Genomic DNA, 22,622 nt, shown 5'->3' with positions numbered 1-22,622 from the left:
TGGAAAAATATATATAAGATTGCTTAACTAATGGTAAAATAAGTATATAGTTAAATAACTTGAGCGGAGGCTGAGAAATGGCAAAGAAGAAAAATGAAATATTAGAATGGTTCAAGCCGATAATTGGAGCAATTGTATTAGTCGTCCTTATTCGCACATTTATCTTTACACCGGTTGTAGTGGACGGATCTTCGATGAATCCGACTCTACAGGACAGGGACCGCATGATTGTAACAAAAATTGGGGAACCCGAAAGATTTGATATTGTTGTGTTTCACGCCCCGGAAGGTAAAGATTATATTAAACGTGTAATTGGTCTCCCTGGTGATAAAATTGAATATAAGAATGATGTTTTATATATAAATGGAGAAGAATATGATGAACCTTATTTAGATAGTTTTAAAGAAAAAACACAAGGCACACTAACAGGATCCTTTACCTTAGAGGATACCGCAGTAGGTAGTGAAACCGTTCCAGAAGGCCACCTATTCGTGTTAGGCGATAATAGAAGGCATAGTACAGATAGCCGACATATTGGAGCAATACCGTTCGATAAAGTAGTTGGAACAACGAATATTGTTTACTATCCATTAAATGAAATAAAAATTATAACGAAATAAATTATTTAATCAAACCTCAACTAGAATTTTTAGCATAAAAGAGTGCATCTACTCCAATAGAGAGTGTTGCACTTTTTTATCATCCTCTTTGATTTTATAACTATAATAGCTGCTACAAAATGGCTATGCGCTACTGACCGGAAAGAACGAACGGGTCTTCAAACGAGTTAAATACAAGATACGCTCATGACAAAATTTACTCAACTTCTGAACATACATTTAGAACAAATTGTTGAACAGCCAACCAACAAGATGTGCAGTATAATTAGCAGTTTACTATTTTAACTTAAGCCTATATCAATCAAACATGCACGATTTAAACCTACTTGACAGTAAATCCTCTTTTAAATCCAAAGATCAACAGACTTGAAATCATGTTGATAAATAGTAGATAGGAAGAAGAAAGGGAGAAGCTATAATCTCCCTTTGATTGAAAATAGCTAACGTTAGCTAACTTTATATGTTGTTTATATAAGCAAATCATTATATAATTATAAATAAATGCATTAGGTGGTGAATAGAGTATGTCAAAAGCAACTATTGAAATGGATAAAGCGTCAGCGATCTTAAAGTTATTAGGGGATAAGACACGCTTAACTATGATGAAGTTACTTGATAAGCATGATTGTTGTGTATGTGAGTTTGTGGAAATATTTAAAACAAGCCAACCATCCATTAGTCAACATATTCGTAAGTTAAGAGACTTAGGATTAATAAAAGAAGAGCGGAGAGGTCAATGGATATTCTACTCCATGAATAAATCGCATGAACATTATCCATTTGTTCAAGAGATCCTAAAACATCTACCAAATCAAGATGATAAATTAAGAAAATTAGAAGAACAAGGAACACGAATTACTTGTTGTTAACTTAAGGGGGAACTTATTTGTCAGCAATGGGAATACTCGCAATAATAATCTTTTTGGTCACATTAGTATTCGTTATTTGGCAACCAAAAGGATTATCAATTGGATGGTCTGCCTGTGGTGGTGCTATCTTGGCACTCTTAGTAGGTGTCGTTGGTTTTCAAGACGTGATTGAGGTAACAGGGATTGTTTGGAATGCAACCTTAGCATTTGTAGCAATTATCCTTATTTCGTTAGTATTAGATGAAATTGGGTTCTTTGAATGGGCTTCCTTGCACATGGCAAGAATCGCAAAAGGTAATGGAATAAAGATGTTCATTTATGTAAGTATACTTGGTGCTATCGTTGCAGCTTTTTTTGCAAATGATGGTGCAGCATTAATACTTACACCAATTGTTCTAGCGATGGTTCGAAATTTGAATTTTAAAGAAAAAATGGTTTTCCCATTTATAATGGCGAGCGGATTTATAGCTGATACAACTTCTTTACCACTTGTTGTCAGCAACTTAGTCAACATAGTTTCTGCAGACTTTTTTAATATTGGATTTGTGGAATATGCAACGAGAATGATTATACCAAATATTTTCTCGCTTGTTGCAACTATCGTGATCCTTTTAATTTACTTTAGAAAAAGTATCCCGAGGAACTATGATGTTTCACAATTAAACCCACCTTCTGAAGCAATTAAAGATAAGAAGATGTTTAATCTATCCTGGTATGTATTATCCGTTTTATTAATTGGGTATTTTGTTAGTGAGTTCATCCATCTCCCAGTTTCGATTGTCGCAGGGGTTATTGCTATCTTTTTCCTACTAGTAGCTAGAAAAAGTAAGGCAGTTAACACCATGGAAGTGATCAAAGGCGCACCCTGGAGTATTGTATTCTTCTCCATCGGAATGTATGTCGTTGTATTCGGCTTACGTAACGCTGGGTTGACGGATCTATTAGCTAATTTAATCCAGCTTGCTGCAGAGCAAGGATTATTTGTTGCAACAATTTCCATGGGATTTATAGCGGCCATTCTGTCATCCATTATGAATAACATGCCAACCGTTATGATTGATGCGATTGCCATTGCAGATACGAACACGACTGGAGTAATACGTGAAGCACTTATTTACGCCAATGTTATTGGTTCTGATTTAGGGCCAAAAATAACACCAATTGGTTCATTAGCCACTTTATTATGGCTTCATGTATTATCACAAAAAGGAGTAAAGATATCCTGGGGAACATACTTTAAGACGGGTATTGTTTTAACCATTCCTATCCTATTCATTACGTTACTTGGATTATATCTTACGCTTTATTTCTTGTAATGGTATTAATAAATGAATTGAATCATACGTACGATTGATGGTAAAAACAGCAGCAATTCTAAGAAAAAATAGAGATAAATATTGAAAAAACAAAATAGAAATGGAGAATGATTATGGCTAAAAAAACGATTTATTTCTTATGTACTGGTAACTCATGCAGAAGTCAGATGGCAGAAGGGTGGGCTAAAGCGCTTCTAGGTGATGAATGGGAAGTTCGAAGCGCTGGGATTGAGGCACATGGATTAAACCCTAATGCGGTAAAAGCGATGAAAGAAGTAGGAATTGATATTTCCGAGCAAGAATCCGAACTAATTGATAGCGATTATTTAAACAATGCGACAATGGCAGTTACCCTATGTGGTGATGCTGCTGATCGTTGCCCAATGACACCACCACATGTAAAAAGAGAGCACTGGGGATTTGATGATCCTGCAAAAGCAGAAGGCACAGATGAAGAAAAGTGGCAAGTATTCCAACGTGTACGTGATGAAATCGGGGAACGTATTAAACGTTTTGCTGAAACTGGAGAGTAAAATATACTAGGTTGATATTTGAAGTATATTAAGGCTCACGGTATATTAAAAAATTATGCAAATAAACTAATTTAAGGCTATTCTTCAAGTAAGAGAATAGCCTTTTTCTATATGTAAATACATATATACTTTTAGTCACTAGCGTTGCATTAAATTAATTTTATTATTAAAAATACTCGAAATGTTCAATTTTATTGTTTTGCGCAAAGAAAAAGTCCTTTATAATGGATAAGTCAGGTGGTAAACCCGTCCAAATCCACTAAAAAGGACAAATCTCATGGACAAGATTACACGAAAAACTTCATTTGGACAATGGTTTTCACCAATTAATTTTCAATTATTTGAAGAACAGGTGAAAACATTGAAATTAGATTTCTATACGAAAAAATTAACGACAGAGTCGTTCCTAAAGTTACTGCTTTTTGCACAGCTACAGGAAGTCGAGAGTCTTCATGCACTAAGTGACTGCCTCTTCGATGACAAGCTTCAAAGGGCTATCGACCTTGATTCTATTAGTATTTCTCAGTTATCACGACGATTAAATGGGCTGAATCCCGACCTTTTCCAAAGACTGTTTCTCGATTTAGTATCACAAATTCATGCCAAAACGCATTATACGAAACTTGTAATGCCATTAAAAATTATTGATTCTAGCACTTTGCCACTGAATTTGACGAATCATAAATGGGCAAAATTCCGCAAAACAAAGGCAGGAGTGAAACTGCATCTGCGTCTTGTATTTATGGAAAAAGGCACTTCTTACCCAGAAAAAGCCGTAATGACAACTGCAAAAGAACATGACCGAGGCCAGCTTGAAATTATGGTAGATGACAAAGAATGCATGTATGTGTTCGACCGTGGTTACTTAGACTACGAACGTTTTGACCGCATGACCGACGAGGGCTACTTTTTCCTTTCAAGGCTGCGGAAAAACGCAGTCATACGGGAAGTTTACAACTTTAAGTTGCCCGAAAATATGCCTGTTTTATCAGACCAAATGGTCTTAATTGGTACTACACAAAACCGTGCTGAAAATTATTTTCGCCTGATAAAGGTCTTGGATTCAAAGGGAAATGAACTCCATTTAATTACAAATCGTTTTGATTTAAGTGCCGAAGAGATTTCAGAAATGTACAAATCACGCTGGGCAATTGAATTGTTCTTCAAATGGATCAAACAACATCTCAGCATTAAGAAGTTTTACGGTCAGAGCGAATGGGCGATTCAAAACCAAGTATTTATCGCACTTATTGTTTTTTGCCTTCATGTTCTTGTGCAAATTGAAACAAAAAGCAAGCGAAAAACGCTACAAATTAGCCGTTATTTAAGGGCTGCATTATGGAAACCAGCGCATATTTGGCTTCGAAAGATTGAAGGCAAATCCGTCCCTTAATAAGCAAATTGTCGTTGTCACACAGGTCTAATTGTAAATTATTTCCAAATGGATGGAGCCACCTTTAATTCGGTATTTACTTTTTTGGCTCTAAACAGAAGATATAATAAAACTGAAAATTACGACATTATTTTTGCAACACTAGTGACTTTTAGTTAATACTGTATTAGTTTTAGAGAGAGAAAGTTTACACGATGGAAATGGTTATTATTGATAGGAATATGAAAATAATCCAGTACTAGATGGAAAACTATTCTATCATATTTAAGTTCTGATAGACTTCCAGAAAAATATGTTAGATGAATATCTGATTAGTATAAAAGTGCAAGACTATAACAGAGGAGTGTTTTCCAATGCAGAGGAATTACTTGATTATAACGTTCGGCATTGTTTGGACTATCATTTTTTCAGGTATGAGCTTTTATTGGGCAATGGGCGGCTTACTTGGTGTTAGATTTCTAGGGGGTTCTATATATGAAATGTCCCTAAACCCTTCCCCGTCATTCATCAAGATTGTTTGGCTTACCGGTTTTATGAAATTGCTTGGATTACTTTTATTATTGCTTCTTCTTGTTCAATGGAAGAAGCCTATCATAAATAGAACGCTGTATTATGTTGTGAAAATTGTAGGGACCTTACTGTTTTTATATGGGCTCCTTAATTTCATCACCATTACCTTAAGTACGATAAATATCTTAGATTTTGATTTAGATTTATATGCAACGCTTTGGCGATTATTTTTTTGGGAACCTTTTTGGATGATTGGTGGGATTTTTTACTTTTTTTCTGTTAAAAAACAGTAAATCTTCTTTCAACTCTCGACGGATTTTCTCAAATAAGCCATTCATTCTAACACACTCTTCTAGAATAGGAAGCAATAAATTAATGAGGGTGATCCAACTTGGATTACCCTTTTTGCAGTTGAATTCTAATTATATTTCGGAATGTTATGTTAGTATTTAGATAATAGTTTTTTGTTACAGGTGCTAGAGTTGGAGAATATCATTTTTATAATTATCTTGCGAGATAATGTACTTAGGGTAACCGCAGAGTGCTTAATAAGGTGATCGCTTTTTTCTAACAACAAGGTTGTTCTAATATTATGTTAGTATCGAAATAGAGATATTGATCTCTACAATACAAATTTACCTTGCTGTAGTCTTGGTATAATGATGTTAATGTTACTTGAAGGTACAGTAAGGTTAGGAGGTTTAATGTGCTAGAAACATTATCTTTAATCGGAGACAGATTAAGCAATGAAAATATAACTTGGGGAGTTGGTGGCTCACTACTCCTTAGCTTTTATAACATAATCGATAAACCAAATGATATCGATATATTAGTAGATGAAAGAAATGCTACCAAATTCAATAAAATTATGTCATCCATCGGAAAACCGAAAGAAGCATTAAGTGCTAACCCCTTTCGTACCAAATATTTCTCTAAATATAAAATAAATGGTGTCGATATTGATGTGATGGGTGGATTTGCAATACAACATGATGAAGGAATTTATAAACTATCACTGCAACAGGCATCCATTGTAGCTCACAAAAAAATACATGGGGTTGATATTCCTTTATGTTCGCTTAAGGATTGGTATATTTTATGTTTATTAATTCCAAACAAACAAGAAAAAGCTATGCTTATTGAAAAGTATTTCAGAACTCATGGTGTTACATACCCGCATTTGTTAAAGGAAGCAATGAATCATTCCTTACCACTTGAAGTTAAAGGAAGAATTGATAAATTATTAAGCTAACCGGTGCAAGAGGAAAAGTTGTTTGGAGAAGCGGTTTGTGGAGAAATCTATATCCACTATATGCTATAAAAGTAAAACAAAGTGGTCGTAGATGACCAGCTATTTCTAATCTAAAAATTATTATGTTTGTATGTAGGTAGAAGTTATTATGCTTTCGGGCATAAACTATTAAAAGTTAATGACAATAAAAGATCAATTATGAAATGAAGGAGAATTTTTAAATTGAAGGAATTTATTGGTACATTATTTGCTTGTATCTTTATTTGTTGGGTTTTTGTATTTTTCTTCCTCGGTTTTATCATAGAAAACATTTGGGCATTAGTTATTTTGTTTGTAGTCGTATTAGCAGTGTTCATTACAATTCTTATAAAACAGGAAGCCAGAATTGAAAAATTAGAAAAGAAAGTGGAAACGTTATTGAGTAACCAACAGGATTAAGGAATATTTAATATTGTGAAATTGTAGATAAAATCCAAAAACACATGTTTCTTTAAGACAGTCTTTATTTAATGTAGTTATATCAACTTTTCTATTGATTGCGATATCTTTCATAGGTTATAACTACTTCTTTAAAACGTGCATTGGAGGAGAATTATTTGAAATGGTGGAAATTAGTTTTACTGTGCCTGCTAACGATATTTTTAGTCGAATTAACAGTTGAGATAATAAAGAAGCTTTCATAAAAAGACCATACATAATAAAAACGTTCTAAAGAGAACTAAAGATTGACTAATGCCTATACTGTAAGCGGAATATATACCATAGATTTTGATTAAATAAAGATAGCTATAAGTAACAAAGAATATTATAATTAGAGACATAAGAATGAAGAGGAGACAAATACCATGTCCGAGAAAAAGAAGCTTAGTAGCCATTCGTCCGCTAGTTGCCCATAATCCAACGTTTAAAGCCCTGCATCAACACTATACAACACGGTCTGAAAAACCATTGAAAAAGCAACAGTCACTCATTGCCTTGTGTTGTAAGTTATTACGTGTATTATTTGTCATTGGCCAAAGACAATGTGAGTTTGATGGATCTAAGTTATTAAGAGGATTGTCACAAAAGGAAGCATTACAGGCTGCTTAAGCCTTTAGAAACACATCAAATACGATTATTAGTTCTCATACAAACACCAATAGTGCAGAGTTGGAGTATATATTATCCATTCGGGCATTAGACCCAGCATAGGAGCATTTCCAACCTCCACCTCATGGATACGCAGGACGAAGGAAAGTATGGATACGATCCGGAGAGACATGGGAGGGTTAGCGACCGTGATTTGTGTGGAGATTTCCTAGCACGGTTATAAAACTGTTTTCCAAACAATACCAGTTTGGCAGATAGGATGGCCCCCAACCTGTAAATAAATTGAATTACTTTCAATTTTTAACTATCTATAAGGTGTGTCAACTAACTAGTGTTTATAAAATATTGAGAATACGCGAGTATTTGGAAGAAAAATTAACTTTATTGAGGGAGTGTTAGGAAGTGTTAATAACATTAAAAACAGAACGTTTAATTCTTCGTCAATTTACAATAGATGATGCAACCAGGGTCCAAGAATTGGCTGGCAACAAAGATGTTTCTAAAACAACATTAGGCATACCACATCCATATCCATTAGAAGCGGCTAAACAGTGGATTGAAAACCATCCTAAAATGATGAAAAATGATATTTTTCCTTTTGCTATTGTTTTAAAAGCTGAAGACATTTTAATTGGAACGATGACGATTCGTATAAACGATACCCATAAAAAGGCTGAATTAGCGTACTGGATTGGTAAAAAATATTGGGGAAATGGTTATGCAACCGAAGCTGCTAAGGAAATAGTGAGATATGGTTTCGAAGATCTAAATCTTAACCGAATTTGGGCAAAGGCTATGTCAAAGAACCCCGCATCAAGTAAAGTAATGATAAATGTTGGGATGAAAAAAGAGGGAGTTTTAAAAGAAGATATTCTTAAATCAGGGGTATTTGAGCATTCAGACATATATGGGTTAACTAGGTCGGGCTATCAATAAACTCTTTTTTCAATTAAAGGGTGCAATAGTTAAAGTAGGGGATCCAAGTAGATTGCCTACTTTTCGGTGATCAAAATTTTAAGACTGTTTTTTTGAATATGTCGTAAAATTGGCATATCAAGACTAATTTCTAACTAAAAAAGTCGAAGGAATTAGTATTGATATGTTTCAATATCTATAAAAGTATACAATTAAGCAAGGGAGGAGACATCTTATCAGCCTTTAGCTAATCAATCCAATTTTGCTTTTTCAATTATCTAGTTTACATAATACTTATTATGGGAAGTTATCAAAAAAGCACTGAATATCATCTCATATTTAAAGTATACTCATGATAGTGAGACAAAATTTTAAAAACGCTATTATACAAATTAAATTTAATTATATAACGCGCTTAAAATTATTTGGCCATACAATGTGTTTGATCGAAATATCGTTTTGTAATTAAATAACTTTATTAATTAAGCAGCTGTCGAATCATTCTATTTTTATATAACTAACAGTTTATTAACCTATATCAATAACTAAAGTTTTCAAAATTACTGCTGCATTTTTTTGGCTTTACTCGATTTAATATATTAATTGTTAGTTTCCAATGCTCACATTATATACTCTGATAACTTGTCCATGTCCAAACTAATACTATCCATGTATCAATTCATAGATCATGTCGTTAACTTCAACGACCAACCCCATAATCTACTGTTAATCCCTTGTGAAATTTTCTCAAATAATTTCTTTCGCTACTATTTCTTCTAACAACACAATTACTCCAGCTTGCTTCATTTACACAATAATCCCTTTTTTATCCATTGTCATGGTTCTAGATCATTTCTTTACTGCTTAAATGCTCCTTAATTGAGCGAAAAATATGATAATTATAGTGTATCTATAGCAATATTACCCCCATTTTCTACCATCTAACCGCACATAATTGTTATTATGTGCGGTTAAAATGAAATTACAGTATAATAAGGTCATCGATTATCTATCAAAGGAGTGACATACACTGAAAATAGCCGAAAGTAATGCTACAGATCTGAAACAAGAAATTCTATCGTACTATGATGAAGAGTTAGAGATATTCCAAACATATTTAGAGGATTTAGGGTATTCCGATTTTACGATCCACTCTTACTTTTATGATGTAAAGCTATTCCTGGAGTATATAAATCTTGGAGAAAGCGAATGTGTTGAGCTGAACACCGTATCTAAAAGAGATATAGCATCGTTTTTAAGAAAGCAACATCGGAACGCAGCAAAATCAAGCCGAAATAGACGGTTAATGACCCTTCGTACTTTTTTTAAATCCTTAGTGAAGGCAGAATATCTATCCTATAATCCGGCTTTAGAAGTAGATATGGCCAAGCAAGAGAATGGTCGCCTGCCTACATATCTCAGTGACAAGGAGCTGGAACAATTTCTTTTATCCATTGCACCAGGGCAATATCATATCCGAAATAGATGTATTCTTATGTTAATGAGTTTGGCTGGATTGCGAGTAGTAGAAGTTTATAACCTAAACTTATCGGATTTAATTCGAGATGAAGACGAACCTGGTATCGAGGTATTGGGAAAGGGAAATAAAACACGTTATATCCCCCTCCCCATTCCATTGTATCAACTGTTGTTAGAATACGAGAAAATGTATCGAGGAGTTCCGAAGCCTGATCATGCTAATGCCTTTTTTCTTTCAAAGCGTGGAACTCGTATTTCCAGAAGGAGAATTCAAGAGATAACGGAAGAAACCTTTGAACGGTTAACCCAACAACCAGGTTTTCATTATTTAAAGCAAAAGAAATTATCTTCTCATAAATTACGGCATACCTTTGGAACCGGAATGGTTCGTGATGGTGTAGATTTAGTGACAATTCAGCAACTGATGGGTCATAGCAATCTTAATACAACTCAGATTTATACGCATGTTAACAATGAACAGAAGAAAAGAGCGATGAAGAACAAAGATGTATCCCGATTCTTTCATTAAAACACTTAAAACCTCTAATCACTTATGTTTTTTCGTGCATAAAAACAGTCGTAAAACCTTGATATTATTGGGTTTTACGACTGTTTTCTTTGATTCTTCTTCGTTCTCAGGCGAATTTACTTTGCATTTATGTACAATCACCCAGATAATTCTCTTAGAATTCGCTTCTTGCAGCATCCATTTTTTTACAAATTAAACAAATCATTTATTTAATTTACATAAATAAATTATGGTTAACTAGAAGGGTGATCAACAATTTATATATTGCCTCTTGAAATTCCAAAAGCAATATTCTTATAAAATGACACTCGTGATTTTTTGCAGATGTTAATTTACTATGCTCCATACTATTTTCTACTTATTGATATATTTCTGAATTAAATGAACCACTTTTTCCATACACTTCTACAGCATACATGCCATATACGACCCTTTATTCCTTCCTTTCAATTTAATTAGTAAACAAAAATGGTAATTATTATAGTAAACTATAAATAGATTGCAAGATTCTTCAAGCGAGGTGGAAGTGCGTGTTACATAAGAAGAAACCTATTTTTTCCATACTTCTATTGATTGTGATTATAACTGGTTGCTCGAGCCATTCCGTAAACCAATCAAATGAAGTTGATCTAACCATATCAGCTGCAGTTAGTCTAAAAGATGCTTTAGAAGATATTAAACAATTATACGAGGATGAAAATTCTCATGTGAATATTCGTTTTAACTTTGGTGGATCAGGATCCTTGCAGCAACAAATTGCACAAGGTGCTCCTACTGATATCTATTTTTCTGCGGCAGAGGATAAATTTAATAGTCTAGTTGAAGATGGATTCATTAAGGAGGAAGATGGTACCCAATTGCTAGAAAATGAGCTTGTACTAGTTGCTCCGATTGAACATAATGGAGTTTCCGAATTTGATGACTTACTTCAAGATGATGTACAGCGTATTTCAATTGGTACACCAGATACGGTACCTGCTGGTAAGTATGCTAAAGAAGCACTTGAATATTACGATCTATGGAGTGATCTTCAATCTAAGTTGGTTTATGCGAAGGATGTTAGACAAGTACTAGCTTATGTAGAAACCGGTAATGTAGAAGCTGGTATCGTATATAAAACAGATGCTTTGCAGTCTGAGAAGGTGGCCATTATCGCTACCGCAGACCCATCATCGCATTCACCTATTTCCTATGCAGTCGGGATTATTCACGATACGAAGAACGATGAAGCTGCTAAAGATTTCTATCACTATTTACAAAACCAAAATTCATTAGAGGTATTCGAACATTATGGATTCACTACTCACTAGTTTAGTATCAGAAGAATTTCTTAATCCGATATGGTTGTCCTTAAAAGTTGCTACAATCTCTGGTATTCTGGTCATCCTAATCGGAACGTTAATCGGACGACTATTCGCTAGAAAATCTTTTAAAGGAAAAGCAATAATCGAAACTATCATGATGCTACCAATCGTCCTCCCTCCTACTGTTGTTGGATTTTTTCTTATTGTCGTATTTGGAAGAAATAGTTTTGTTGGTAAAATAATGGAATGGTTATTTCATCAACCTATTATGTTTACTTGGTACGCTGCTGTTGTTGCAGCTTCAATCGTTGCCTTTCCACTCATGTATCAATCAGCAAAATCAGCCTTCCAAGGTGTGGATAAAGATATTGAAGCTGCGGCTAGGTTGGATGGTGCAAGTGAATGCAAGCTATTATTATTTGTTTCGATTCCGCTAGCATCAAAGGTGCTCATCACTGGATGTATATTAAGTTTCGCACGTGCCTTAGGTGAATTCGGTGCTACCTTAATGTTCGCAGGGAATATACCTGGTGTAACCCAAACTATACCTACCGCAATCTATGTTGCAATGGAGTCTGGTAACCTTACCATGGCTTGGCTATGGGTTATTTCGATTGTTTTAATATCATTTATCATGTTGCTATTTGTGCGAGTAAGAGAAAAATAAATAAAAGCCATACAGCGAACTAGAGGCTGTATGGCTTTTATTTGTTTGAGCAACTATCTTTATCCTACTCCAAATCAATTCGCTCTAATGGCCGCTTCGCTGGTCCCTCTACTACCTCACCAGTGTAAGAAAATCTAGAACCATGACATGGACAATCCCATGTTCTTTCTCCAGAATTCCATTCTACTTCACACCCCATATGGGTACATGTCGTATCCACACAATGGTATTTATCCTCTGGATCCTTATAGACACCTGCCCTTTTTCCATTGATTCGTGTAACAGTGGCGTCATCCTTGGAAAGTGATTTAATACTATTATCCGTAAACTCTAACTTTCCTTTAATTAAATGCTTGGCTACATCGGCATTAATTCGCGCAAACTTACGTAAGGAAGGGTCTGCTTGGAATCGAGAAGGTGAGAATAATTCAGTATATCGATTTTCATGACCTAAAATCTTGTCCGAGATAATTTTAGCTGCCAGAATACCATTTGACATTCCCCATTTCCGAAATCCTGTAGCAACGAAAATCTTATCTTCTTCCTCCGAAATTCTACCTATATACGGAAGTTTATCTAGTGTGGTTAAATCTTGTGCGGACCAGCGATATAAAATCTCTTCCACACCGATATGGGCTTCTGCAAAATCCTGTAATGCTTTGTAATGCTCGATTGTGGACTTACCTTGCCCCGTCTTATGATTATCCCCTATAACAAGCCAAGCTTCCTCACCATTTATCGTAATAGATCGTAGAGAACGAGTAGGCTCCTCAGCTGTAATATACATTCCACCAGGATAGTTCTTCTTCGATTTAATTGCTAAAACATATGCTCTCTCTGCATACATTCTAGCAGGGTAGAAACCTTGTCCATCATAAAATGGAAAATGGGAAGCGACAAATATATTGCCACAAATGACTCGATGTCCCTCTCTCGTAATGATTGCGGGATGCTTATTATACTCCACATCAACTGCAGTAGTATTCTCAAAAATTTGTGCACCATGTTTTACCGCTTCTTTAGCCAGTACACTTAAGAATTTCAATGGGTGGAATTGCGCTTGATTTTTCATAATCAATGCTAATTTATGCTGCACCTTTAGCGGTATCGAATCCGTTAATTCACTATCAATCCCTAAGGTATCATACGCTTTTTTCTCCGTTTCTAACTGATTCACATAGTCATCCGAATTTGTATAAATAATCGCATCCTGTTCTTCCAAGTCACAATTAATGTCCAATTCCTTCGCTGTAGCTTCTACAAATTCTTTCGCTTCCATTTGTGCTTCATAATATAATTTCGCCTTTTCTTCGCCAAAATGTTGGATAAACTCATCATAAATGAGGCCATGTTGGGCTGTGATTTTTGCAGTAGTATGTCCGGTAGTTCCATTTAAAATTCTACCTGCATCAAGTAGAGCTACCGTTACATTTTGCTTGGCAAGTAAATAAGCTGCCGTTATACCTACAATGCCTCCCCCTACTATTCCAACATCCACTTTCATTCCTTCTTCTAATTTCGGATAATTTGGTATATCTATCTCCCGCCAAAATGGCTCTGGAAACTGTGGTAATTCTTTTGATTGCGCCATGTATAAACCACTCCTTCTTACCATGCATGATTTAGTTGGATATGTCATAATGAAAATATCTATAATCAGTATCCCCAATAATCAATGGATTTATATGGTATTCTTGTTAAATCAAGGAGGATTAAGATGAATGTTCATATTATCGTTAGTGGACGCGTTCAAGGTGTTGGATTTCGGTTTGCAGCAAAACAGAAGGCTATTGACTATGATTTAAAGGGATGGGTGAGAAATCTAGAAGATGGTAGAGTCGAATTGGAAATCGAAGGGACAAAAGCACCTATCACAGCTTATATAAAACAATTAAAAGAAGGTTTTCATCCATTGATACGAATTGATGACGTACAGATAACTGTAAATGAAACTCATCAACACTATAAAGCATTTGATATCAAATAAAAAACCGCTATTCCAAACGGATAGCGGTTTTACTATTAACGATCTTCAAAGAATTTACGATTTAATAGGATATATTCACTTTCCTCTTCTGGAACTTCATCTTCCATATAGATAGCTTCTACTGGACAAACTGCTTCACAAGCTCCACAATCAATACAAATATCTGGATCAATAAAAAACATATCTTTGCCTTCTTCTATACAATCAACAGGACAAACTTCAACACATTCCCCTGCTTTTTCTGTTTTACAAGGCGACGTAATAACAAATGCCATGTAAGAACCTCCTTTTACAAAATATAAACCTCAATAAATGCCATATTATAGTAATTATACTACAGAAGTTCAATTTTTTGTTCAAGCAATTACTAATAGAATCACCTTTTTCATTTTTTTCATACGATTTCTTTAAGGCGAGGTAATATGGAGATAGATGTACAAGACAGACTAGTATATCTTACATGTTCTACTTCCTTTAAATACGCAATCCAATCCAAATGTCATATTCGTTAGTCTTACAATATGGCTAGATTTATTAGATGTATTTAAAGTAAAAAAGAAGCTTAACTGCAAGAGTAAGCTTCTTTTCCTTTATAAATTAAGAATTAATAAATTCAATAAATGTATCAATTTTGCTATCTAAAAATTCGATAGTCTTTTGATCAGTTAACATATCCGTCTCTACGTCTACTTTTTGTCCTGCTAAATTGATTAACACTTCATTTCCTCCTGGTGGAAGTATTCTTGCTTGAATACCTGTAGAGGATAAAATATCTCGTAAATGAAGTTGTGCCCGAATTGTTCCAAGTACTCCTTGTGAAGCCCCTAGAGGAAATACAGGTTTATTTACCAATACTTTCTCCACACGTGAACCCCAATCTAGAGCATTCTTTAATACTCCTGGAATCGACCAGTTATACTCAGGCGTAACAATGATAACAGCATCAGCATTCGCTATCTCTCTTTTAAAGTCCTTCACCACTTGTGGAGGATCATTTTCGTCATCCTGATTATAAAATGGTAGTGTATCAATACTTAAAATCTGCATATTAAATTTATCTTTGTAGCGATCCTGCATGAATTTCGCAATTTTCATGTTCAATGATTCTTTTCTAATACTTCCTACTAACGTAACAACGTTCATTTTATTACCTCCATTAGTTGTGATTCCATTCTTGTTTGTTTTGAACTACTTATGTAGCAATGGCAGCAATTCTGCCATTATCGCAAAGACTAATTACATTTCTTTAAAGTAATCTTTACGAAATCCTGCAATACGATTACTATCATCAAAAATAAAATAGAACTCTTCTGTCTCGTTTTTCACATCGTATACTTTCCCAGGTGTTAACTTATTATCTACAATGAATTTCTTTGCGTTAGCATGTACACATTCTATTTGTTTGATTGTTGGGTTATTCTCCCATTTTAAATGCATCATAAGTCATTTTCCTCCTTTAGGTAACATAATGCAATGATGGTAAACTCAGTTTCTAATTAAATAATTTCAATAAATGTCCATATCCTTCTTCTTCCATCTTCTCTTTCGGAACGAAGCGCATTGCAGCAGAGTTCATACAATAACGCAATCCCCCATGTTCGCTAGGACCATCTTCAAATACATGTCCCAAATGAGAATCAGCCGTTTTACTGCGAATTTCAGTTCGAATCATGCCATGTGACGTATCGAGTTCCTCTACGATTTCATAGCTATCGATTGGCTTCGTAAAGCTTGGCCAACCACATCCAGCATCATATTGGTCTCTTGAAGAAAATAACGGTTTACCAGAAATAATATCTACATATATTCCCTCTTCTTGATTATCCCAATACTCATTTTCAAACGGACGTTCAGTCCCTTTTTCTTGTGTAACGTGATATTGAAGTGGCGTAAGCTTTTCCTTTAGGTTAGATTTGTCTATTTTCCACGTATTCTTTAGAAAATCCTCTCTGCCAGAGCCTTTTTTATACAGGCGATAATGGAAGGACTGCTTCTTATAGTAATCTTGATGATTTTCCTCCGCTTCATAAAAAGGCTTGGCAGGAAGAATCTTCGTAACGATAGGTTTGGAGAACTTACCACTTTCAGCTAATACCTGCTTCGATTTCTCCGCCAATTCTTTTTGTTTATCATTGTGATAGAAAATCGCAGTCTGATAAGATTCTCCCCGATCATTAAATTGACCTCCAGGATCAGTTGGATCAATTTGTTGCCAAAAAGTCTCGAGTAATTGTTCATATGGCATGATTTCTGGATCAAAGGTAATTTGTACCGCTTCTACATGTCCAGTTGTATTGGAACAAACTTGTTCATACGTTGGATTTTCAACATGTCCTCCCGTATATCCTGAAACAACCCGTTTAATTCCAGGACGAGTGTCAAAAGGTTCTACCATACACCAAAAGCATCCACCTGCAAAAGTGGCTTTTTCAAATTGATCTGTCATATTTACTACCTCCATAAACTGCTACTATAATTCATTTTTTCCTTTTTTCATCGAAAAATCAAGTTTACTGCCTTATTAGATAAATAATTTTGGTGTGGATTGCCCTTCTCTCGATCGTCTTACAGGAGACTCCTCATCAATGGTATTAGTAGAAATAGACTCCCGTTCAAGACTTTCAAGCTCATTACTTTCTTCTGCTGCATCCGTACTTTCCATCGAGTTAAATGCTTTCATCATCCGATACATAGCAGGCAAATTTCGAACAAGTGGTCCATACTGTTTTACTAATGGTGTAGCAGTATCTACTACACGTAATACTTGCTGCACACCATTTAATGTCTTCGATAAACCCTCTACGCCTCTAGAAGCCATCTGGCCAACGTTCTGTGTTTGCCCAACATTTGGCCCACTCCTACCTAAAAATTGCTGAACTAAGCCTGCTAACGGGTTATTTCGTGGTGGCATTTGACGATAACCAGGGTTCGGAAATGGAAAATCGTTTCTAGGGAAATTGCCTCTTGATTGTCTCTGCGGTGGGAATACCATATTGCCATCCCTCATTTCAATAGTTATATCTAGTTCATTGTACGTACTGAATCGTAAAGCGTGTAGGCACACAAGTAGGAATCATAAAAAAAGAGCCTGTATTTCCCGGGTAACCGCAGGAAACAACATGTATCATGCGATTTAGAACGATTCTTGACGAAAGAGCGCATTTTTTGAATAGAATCCGGTTAATTTCCAAAACGGAAAGCTAATTTAGACCCCCTATGAGAAGGCTCGATAACTAATTTCGTATGAATTTCACTCTTTAGAGCTGGTACATGAGAAATAATTCCGAGTAATCGATTGCTTTCTTGGAGATCCTTTAAGCAGTCAATTGCTTGTTGTAGGGAAATCTCATCTAACGTGCCAAATCCTTCATCGATAAATAATGTATCAAGTTGAACACCACCAGCATGGGCTTGTACGACATCTGCTAATCCTAGCGCTAAGCTTAGTGCCGCTTTAAATCCTTCCCCACCTGATAAGGTTTTGACTGATCGTGTAATCCCAGTATGATGATCCATGACTTCTAAGTCGAGCCCACTCTGTGCACCACGCTTCGCCACTTCCCCACTTCGGACTAGTTGATAGCGATGATCTGTCATACGATCCAATCGCACATTTGCTTGTAGTAAAATTTCATCTAAGAAAGAAGCTAATACGTACCGTTCAAACGATAAACGTAAGGCATTATTTCCACTCGATAAATCTGCTAATGATCCGACTATATAATAATCGGTTTCTAACACCTTATTATTTTGCATAATAGTCTTTAGTCGTTGTCTACTTTCCTCATCATGCTTTTGTTTGGATTGAATGGTTAATAATCTTTCCTGCATTTGTTGTAGCTCTTCCTTGCATAGATTAGCCTCTGCTTCCAACGCTTCTAAATTTACTCTTTCCACCTTTTCTAACTGTTCGTTTAGTTCCTCTAATCGAAATTGAATTCTCTTTACTGTTGCTTCATATGTCTCTATTTCTGTCTCTAGTTGTTTTTGTTGTTCTAGCGATAATTTTACTTTATGGTATTCTTCTATATTCGCGAATCCATTTTCGGAAATTGCAGTAAGAAACTTTTGCTTTTGCAGTTGATAGCTATCGTTTGTTTCTTGTTCAAATCCTTGAACTTGTTCTAAAACGGTCGTTTGTTTTTGTCGTAGCTCATTTATTTTCTCATAAGAAGACTTTAATTGCTCCCATTCGACCATCACATGTTCATACTGTTTTTCTTTCTCGATTACAAGGTTAGTAAATGTTGTCGGATCTTCCACTTCGTTTGGTAATTGTTTTACTAATTCTTCCGCTTTTGCAGAGGTTTTTAGTAGCTCATCATTAAGCTCTTGCATATGCTTGGATATTAAATCAAATGTTTGTTTTAATTCAGTTTCTTTATTCTGATAGGTGACTTTTTTGTCTTGGATACTTTTTATTTCCTTTAGTTTAGTGGTTATTCCTTCTAATTTTCGTTTGATACTGTCTATCTCATTCGTTACATTGGCTTCCACAGTTTGAACTTGTTCATTCGCAAAGCCAGGGAAAATCGTTTCTAATTCAGCTTGTAGCTTATCAACGTAAGAACGCTGTGTTTGCCCATTCGTTTTATGGTTAACAAAATCCTGTTGCACAGCATCAAACTCTAGCTCCTGCTTCTGGATTAATGCTTTTAATTCTTCTAGCTCTTCCATGTTATGTTCGAATGTATCTTGTACCGCTTTATTCGGATGATGTGTAGACCCACAAACCGGACAAGGTTCACCTGGTACTAACTCATGGGCAAGCCATCCAGCAAATTGCTCATTTTGAGCTAATTGTAGCTTATCGTACTTGGCCTTTAAATGCTTAATATGCTCTTGTTTTTCTTGATACTTTCGCTTAGCGGTGGCATATTGTTGCCTTAAACCAATCAGCTTGTGACTTTCTATTTGATATTCCGTTAATTTCTTCTTCCTATCCTCTTGTTCTATTAACGCATCTCTTGTTTCATAATACGCTTTAGTTAATGTCGTCTCTTCTGCTAATTGTGTTTCTAACTCTTTCATTTTAGCTTCTAATTTTTGTAAGTTCATTTGCGTTTGCGTTAGTTTATCATTGGCTTGGATTTTCTTCTGCTCCAGCTTATCCATTTTCTTCGTTAACTCAAGATACGTATTCACAAGCTGCAGCTGTTCTTTTCCCCGTTTAATTTCTTCTTTTAATGTTTCGCGTTCCGATTCCTTACTTATCGCCTCTTCATATTTCTGTTTCACGCTCCCATACTCTTTATTTAGCTGAGCTAGATTGGCTTCTTGCTCCTGTAGGCGTTTAGCTTGTCTTTGCCACTCTGCCTGTCTTGCTGCGGCTTGTTCTTCTAGTGGGACAAGTTGCTGAGCGGTTCTAGCAAGGTGAAGCCTTGCTTTCTGTTCTGCCATTGTAGCTTTCTGCTGATCGAGCCGTTGCTGTTCTACTAAGAGGGCTTGTTGTTCTTTAAACTTCTCTTCAATGATGCTCGCTTTTCTGAGCTTATCCTCTACAAGTTTTAACTTTTCCCGCTGCTTCCCTATTGCTTCGTTTTGCTCAGTCGCTCTATTTTCTGTTTCTTCAATTTCCAGACGTAGTTTATCTAGTTTTACCTCATTAGTATCCGACTCTTCTATTTCAACATGTTGCCAGTCAATTTTAGATAGCTCATATTCCATATCCGCTTCTAGCTTTTTCATTTGAGTTTCTAATTCTTTCGCTTGAATTTTTAATTCATCCGTCATTTTTTCATAAAAATGGGTACGGAATATCTTCTGAAGAATGGCTTCACGTTCTCTACTATTTTCTGAGATGAGCTTGCGAAATTCTCCTTGAGGAATTAGTACCATTTTACGAAACTGCTCATAATCAAATCCAAGCTTCTCTTCAATTGTTTCATTGACATCTTTAATACGAGAGGATAGCAATTGTTTTTCTCCATTGACAATCTCATACAAGATTGCCTTAGCTGGCTCTTCGGTGTAGCCATCGCCACGTTCTTTTTTCTTTTGTTGCTTAGGATTACGTATAATCTCATACACGCAGTTATTTAGGGCAAATTGGAATACCACTTCAGTAGGCTCATCTATTGCTGCAAAATGGCTGCGTAGTGAGTCTTGGTCACGGTCAGAGCCACTTGCTCTCCCATATAAAGCATAACAAATCGCATCAAACACCGTTGTCTTTCCAGCACCAGTGGGGCCAGTTATTAGAAAAATAGATTCATCACCTAACAACTCAAAGTCAATAACTTGCTTTTCTAAATAGGGACCGAAAGCAGTCACACTTAACTTGATTGCACGCATTTTATTCCCCTCTTTCCTTTGCCATTACAGTCGAAATCGTACTTTCGATATATGCCATTCGTTTCTCATCAATCGCTTCACCAGTAATCTCTTCATAAAAGGAAGCAAATAGCTCTGTATGAGATTGTGTTTGCTTTTGGCGAATTTGTTGTAAATCTAGTAGGCTCTTTGTTGTAGAAAATCCAACCCGCTCTAATCGTAAAATATTCGGATACACTTTTCTTAACTTGTACATCGGATCCATGATCTGTCCCTTGTCGAGCAGGCGGATGTGTAAGTAATCCTCATTGTTTTCTAGTGGATTGGTAAGAAGATCCTCAAAATGTCCTTCTACAATACGCATATCATGCTTCGGTACTAACGGAATAGCTTTTAACTCACACGTTCCATCCGCATCTAGTTCAATGATGGTGACAGACTTCTTATGAGTAGCTTCGGAAAAGGAGTATTTTAAAATCGAACCACTATACCTTACCTCATCTCGCTTAATACGCTGTGGTTGATGCAAATGTCCTAACGCAACATAAACAAAGTCTTGAAACAAATTCGCATCGACATATGGAGTTCCACCAATCATCGATAATCGCTCCTCTGATTCAGACTCCATTCCACCAGCTACAAAAGCATGTCCTACAAATATGTGACGTTCATTCATGTCATGATGCTCTTTAATATAGTTTGTTACGGCTTCCATTGCTGTTTGATGGGAATGAATCGTGTCATCGTTAAATAGCTCCCTAGCCTCGGCAGGCTCAATGTAAGGAACTAGATGAAAGTAAACTGGACCATGCTCGTCTTCTATAACAATAGGCTCAAGACTTCTACTTAGTCTGGTTTCAATATAAAGCCCTTGTGAGCGAAATAATTCTGTTCCGAACTCTAAACGTTCTGGACTATCATGATTACCAGAAATCGCTAATACTGGGATCTTTATGTCCGTTACAAGGGTTGTTAATACGCGATTTAATAGATCTACGGCTTCCTTTGGTGGAATAGCTCTATCATATAAATCGCCTGCAATTACTAACACATCCGGTTTCTCTGTTCGAATGATGTCGACTAACTGATCAAGAATATATGCTTGTTCCTCTGTCATATGAACGCTATTCACAATCTTTCCAAGATGCCAATCAGCGGTGTGTACTATTTTCATACTACTTTCCCCCTTGTGATTTCTTCTTCTATTTTATCATGTTTCGTTACTCTGCAGTATATTGCTTCCTTGATAAACAAACAAATGTTCGTATATAATAAAGATGAGGTGATAAAATCGTGAATGATAGAGGATCTATCAAATGGACTTCATTAATGCTCCCTGAGCACGTAGAACTCCTAAAAACTATATGGAGTGAGGATAATCGCATCCAACGGCCTCTGCTAGATGAGCAGGAGCTTGAGCTAATAAACAATCAAATTATCGAGGCGTATCAGGACAATCAGCTTATTACATTAACGTATTATCAAAACGGGAAAATGGTAGCGATTAGTGGGACGATTCAAAAGGTGGATCAACTAAAGCAAAAGGTTCTCTTGAAGGATCTAAACGAAGAAATACTAGCTATTCCATTTAACGATATATATCGTATTCAATCATAGTAATGGGTCTGTCTTATCGACAGACCCTAGTTTAATCTTTTTCTTTTATTACATATATTTCCCACAGCGAGTCAAATACAGATATCGCATTGGTGAATGGACTATTCCATTCTAAATACTCGCTAATTTCGTCATAGCTATCAGAGTGCCTCGGAAAATTATGATCCTGAAACATCCAATCTGCCAGTTTGCTTTCATCATCTGGCTTCTTTTTTCCACGATAGCTCATCATAAAATGATAGAACGAGCGCATATAAAACACCTCAAAT

At 35.7% G+C, this 22,622-nt stretch carries 23 protein-coding genes and 1 pseudogene; 15 read left to right on the top strand and 9 right to left on the bottom strand.

Annotated features, from left to right (window positions below; genetic code table 11):
• Positions 1-77: 77 nt before the first annotated feature.
• From lepB to modB, 13 genes and pseudogenes are all read left to right on the top strand, one after another.
• Entirely contained in the window at positions 78-620 is a 543-nt protein-coding gene (gene lepB, locus MKY78_RS19280; protein ID WP_339214987.1) for a signal peptidase I, read from the top strand.
• A 524-nt stretch (positions 621-1,144) separates the two neighbouring features.
• Positions 1,145-1,489 carry a metalloregulator ArsR/SmtB family transcription factor gene (locus MKY78_RS19275; protein WP_339214985.1) on the top strand — a complete coding sequence of 115 codons (345 nt, stop codon included), beginning with the start codon at positions 1,145-1,147 and terminating at the stop codon, positions 1,487-1,489.
• Between the two features lie 26 nt (positions 1,490-1,515).
• Positions 1,516-2,805, top strand: coding sequence for an arsenic transporter (locus tag MKY78_RS19270; RefSeq protein ID WP_339217974.1), 1,290 nt, complete (start codon positions 1,516-1,518; stop codon positions 2,803-2,805).
• Positions 2,806-2,918: 113 nt separating this feature from the next.
• A complete protein-coding gene (gene arsC / locus MKY78_RS19265; protein ID WP_339214984.1) occupies positions 2,919-3,338 on the top strand; it encodes an arsenate reductase (thioredoxin) in 420 nt (139 codons plus the stop codon).
• A gap of 277 nt (positions 3,339-3,615) precedes the next feature.
• Positions 3,616-4,731: an IS4 family transposase gene (locus tag MKY78_RS19260; RefSeq protein ID WP_339213018.1), complete on the top strand. Its 1,116-nt coding sequence runs from the start codon at positions 3,616-3,618 to the stop codon at positions 4,729-4,731.
• A 353-nt stretch (positions 4,732-5,084) separates the two neighbouring features.
• Positions 5,085-5,534 carry a DUF3995 domain-containing protein gene (locus MKY78_RS19255; RefSeq protein WP_339214982.1) on the top strand — a complete coding sequence of 150 codons (450 nt, stop codon included), beginning with the start codon at positions 5,085-5,087 and terminating at the stop codon, positions 5,532-5,534.
• Between the two features lie 413 nt (positions 5,535-5,947).
• Positions 5,948-6,493 (top strand): hypothetical protein, encoded by a 546-nt coding sequence (locus MKY78_RS19250; RefSeq protein ID WP_339214980.1) that lies wholly within the window; start codon positions 5,948-5,950, stop codon positions 6,491-6,493.
• Positions 6,494-6,715: 222 nt separating this feature from the next.
• The gene (locus tag MKY78_RS19245; RefSeq protein ID WP_339214978.1) at positions 6,716-6,931 is read left to right on the top strand and encodes a hypothetical protein; all 216 of its coding nucleotides are present in this window, start codon (positions 6,716-6,718) and stop codon (positions 6,929-6,931) included.
• Positions 6,932-7,360: 429 nt separating this feature from the next.
• Positions 7,361-7,582 (top strand): annotated as a pseudogene (locus MKY78_RS19240) (IS110 family transposase); the annotation flags it as partial.
• 402 nt (positions 7,583-7,984) lie between these two features.
• Complete coding sequence (locus MKY78_RS19235) at positions 7,985-8,518, top strand: GNAT family N-acetyltransferase (protein ID WP_339214977.1); 534 nt, start codon at positions 7,985-7,987, stop codon at positions 8,516-8,518.
• A 1,009-nt stretch (positions 8,519-9,527) separates the two neighbouring features.
• Entirely contained in the window at positions 9,528-10,505 is a 978-nt protein-coding gene (locus MKY78_RS19230; protein ID WP_339217972.1) for a tyrosine-type recombinase/integrase, read from the top strand.
• Between the two features lie 530 nt (positions 10,506-11,035).
• The gene (gene modA, locus MKY78_RS19225) at positions 11,036-11,815 is read left to right on the top strand and encodes a molybdate ABC transporter substrate-binding protein (protein ID WP_339214976.1); all 780 of its coding nucleotides are present in this window, start codon (positions 11,036-11,038) and stop codon (positions 11,813-11,815) included.
• On the top strand, positions 11,796-12,476 hold the full coding sequence (gene modB / locus MKY78_RS19220) for a molybdate ABC transporter permease subunit (protein ID WP_339214975.1): 681 nt from the start codon (positions 11,796-11,798) through the stop codon (positions 12,474-12,476). Before modA ends, modB begins: the two co-directional genes overlap by 20 nt.
• A 64-nt stretch (positions 12,477-12,540) precedes the next feature.
• On the opposite strand, the gene MKY78_RS19215 is transcribed toward modB, so the two are convergent.
• Positions 12,541-14,067, bottom strand: coding sequence for an FAD-dependent oxidoreductase (locus tag MKY78_RS19215; RefSeq protein WP_339214973.1), 1,527 nt, complete (start codon positions 14,065-14,067; stop codon positions 12,541-12,543).
• Positions 14,068-14,193: 126 nt separating this feature from the next.
• On the opposite strand from MKY78_RS19215, the gene MKY78_RS19210 reads away from it, so the two are divergent.
• A complete protein-coding gene (locus MKY78_RS19210; RefSeq protein ID WP_339214971.1) occupies positions 14,194-14,463 on the top strand; it encodes an acylphosphatase in 270 nt (89 codons plus the stop codon).
• A 35-nt stretch (positions 14,464-14,498) separates the two neighbouring features.
• Here MKY78_RS19210 and MKY78_RS19205 read toward each other — a convergent pair whose 3' ends face one another.
• The 7 genes from MKY78_RS19205 to MKY78_RS19175 form a co-directional block, all read right to left on the bottom strand.
• Positions 14,499-14,738, bottom strand: coding sequence for a 4Fe-4S binding protein (locus MKY78_RS19205; RefSeq protein ID WP_186869728.1), 240 nt, complete (start codon positions 14,736-14,738; stop codon positions 14,499-14,501).
• 322 nt (positions 14,739-15,060) lie between these two features.
• Positions 15,061-15,606, bottom strand: a complete 546-nt coding sequence (locus MKY78_RS19200; protein ID WP_339214968.1) for an NADPH-dependent FMN reductase — start codon at positions 15,604-15,606, stop codon at positions 15,061-15,063.
• A 93-nt stretch (positions 15,607-15,699) separates the two neighbouring features.
• The gene (locus MKY78_RS19195) at positions 15,700-15,903 is read right to left on the bottom strand and encodes a DUF6501 family protein (RefSeq protein WP_339214966.1); all 204 of its coding nucleotides are present in this window, start codon (positions 15,901-15,903) and stop codon (positions 15,700-15,702) included.
• A gap of 52 nt (positions 15,904-15,955) precedes the next feature.
• On the bottom strand, positions 15,956-16,909 hold the full coding sequence (gene msrA, locus MKY78_RS19190; protein ID WP_339214964.1) for a peptide-methionine (S)-S-oxide reductase MsrA: 954 nt from the start codon (positions 16,907-16,909) through the stop codon (positions 15,956-15,958).
• 75 nt (positions 16,910-16,984) lie between these two features.
• The gene (gene vrrA / locus MKY78_RS19185) at positions 16,985-17,374 is read right to left on the bottom strand and encodes a VrrA/YqfQ family protein (protein ID WP_339214963.1); all 390 of its coding nucleotides are present in this window, start codon (positions 17,372-17,374) and stop codon (positions 16,985-16,987) included.
• A 269-nt stretch (positions 17,375-17,643) separates the two neighbouring features.
• The gene (locus MKY78_RS19180) at positions 17,644-20,757 is read right to left on the bottom strand and encodes an AAA family ATPase (RefSeq protein ID WP_339214961.1); all 3,114 of its coding nucleotides are present in this window, start codon (positions 20,755-20,757) and stop codon (positions 17,644-17,646) included.
• Position 20,758: 1 nt separating this feature from the next.
• A complete protein-coding gene (locus MKY78_RS19175; protein WP_339214959.1) occupies positions 20,759-21,910 on the bottom strand; it encodes an exonuclease SbcCD subunit D in 1,152 nt (383 codons plus the stop codon).
• A 119-nt stretch (positions 21,911-22,029) separates the two neighbouring features.
• On the opposite strand from MKY78_RS19175, the gene MKY78_RS19170 reads away from it, so the two are divergent.
• Complete coding sequence (locus tag MKY78_RS19170) at positions 22,030-22,353, top strand: YolD-like family protein (RefSeq protein WP_339214957.1); 324 nt, start codon at positions 22,030-22,032, stop codon at positions 22,351-22,353.
• A 31-nt stretch (positions 22,354-22,384) separates the two neighbouring features.
• Here MKY78_RS19170 and MKY78_RS19165 read toward each other — a convergent pair whose 3' ends face one another.
• Positions 22,385-22,606: a YozE family protein gene (locus tag MKY78_RS19165; protein WP_339214955.1), complete on the bottom strand. Its 222-nt coding sequence runs from the start codon at positions 22,604-22,606 to the stop codon at positions 22,385-22,387.
• Between the last annotated feature and the right edge of the window lie 16 nt (positions 22,607-22,622).

The sequence above is a fragment of the Ornithinibacillus sp. FSL M8-0202 genome (assembly GCF_037975285.1).
GTDB classification, from domain to species: domain Bacteria; phylum Bacillota; class Bacilli; order Bacillales; family Amphibacillaceae; genus Ornithinibacillus; species Ornithinibacillus massiliensis.
Note: the sequence above shows the minus strand (reverse complement) of the source record. Positions and strands in the feature narration are given on the sequence as shown.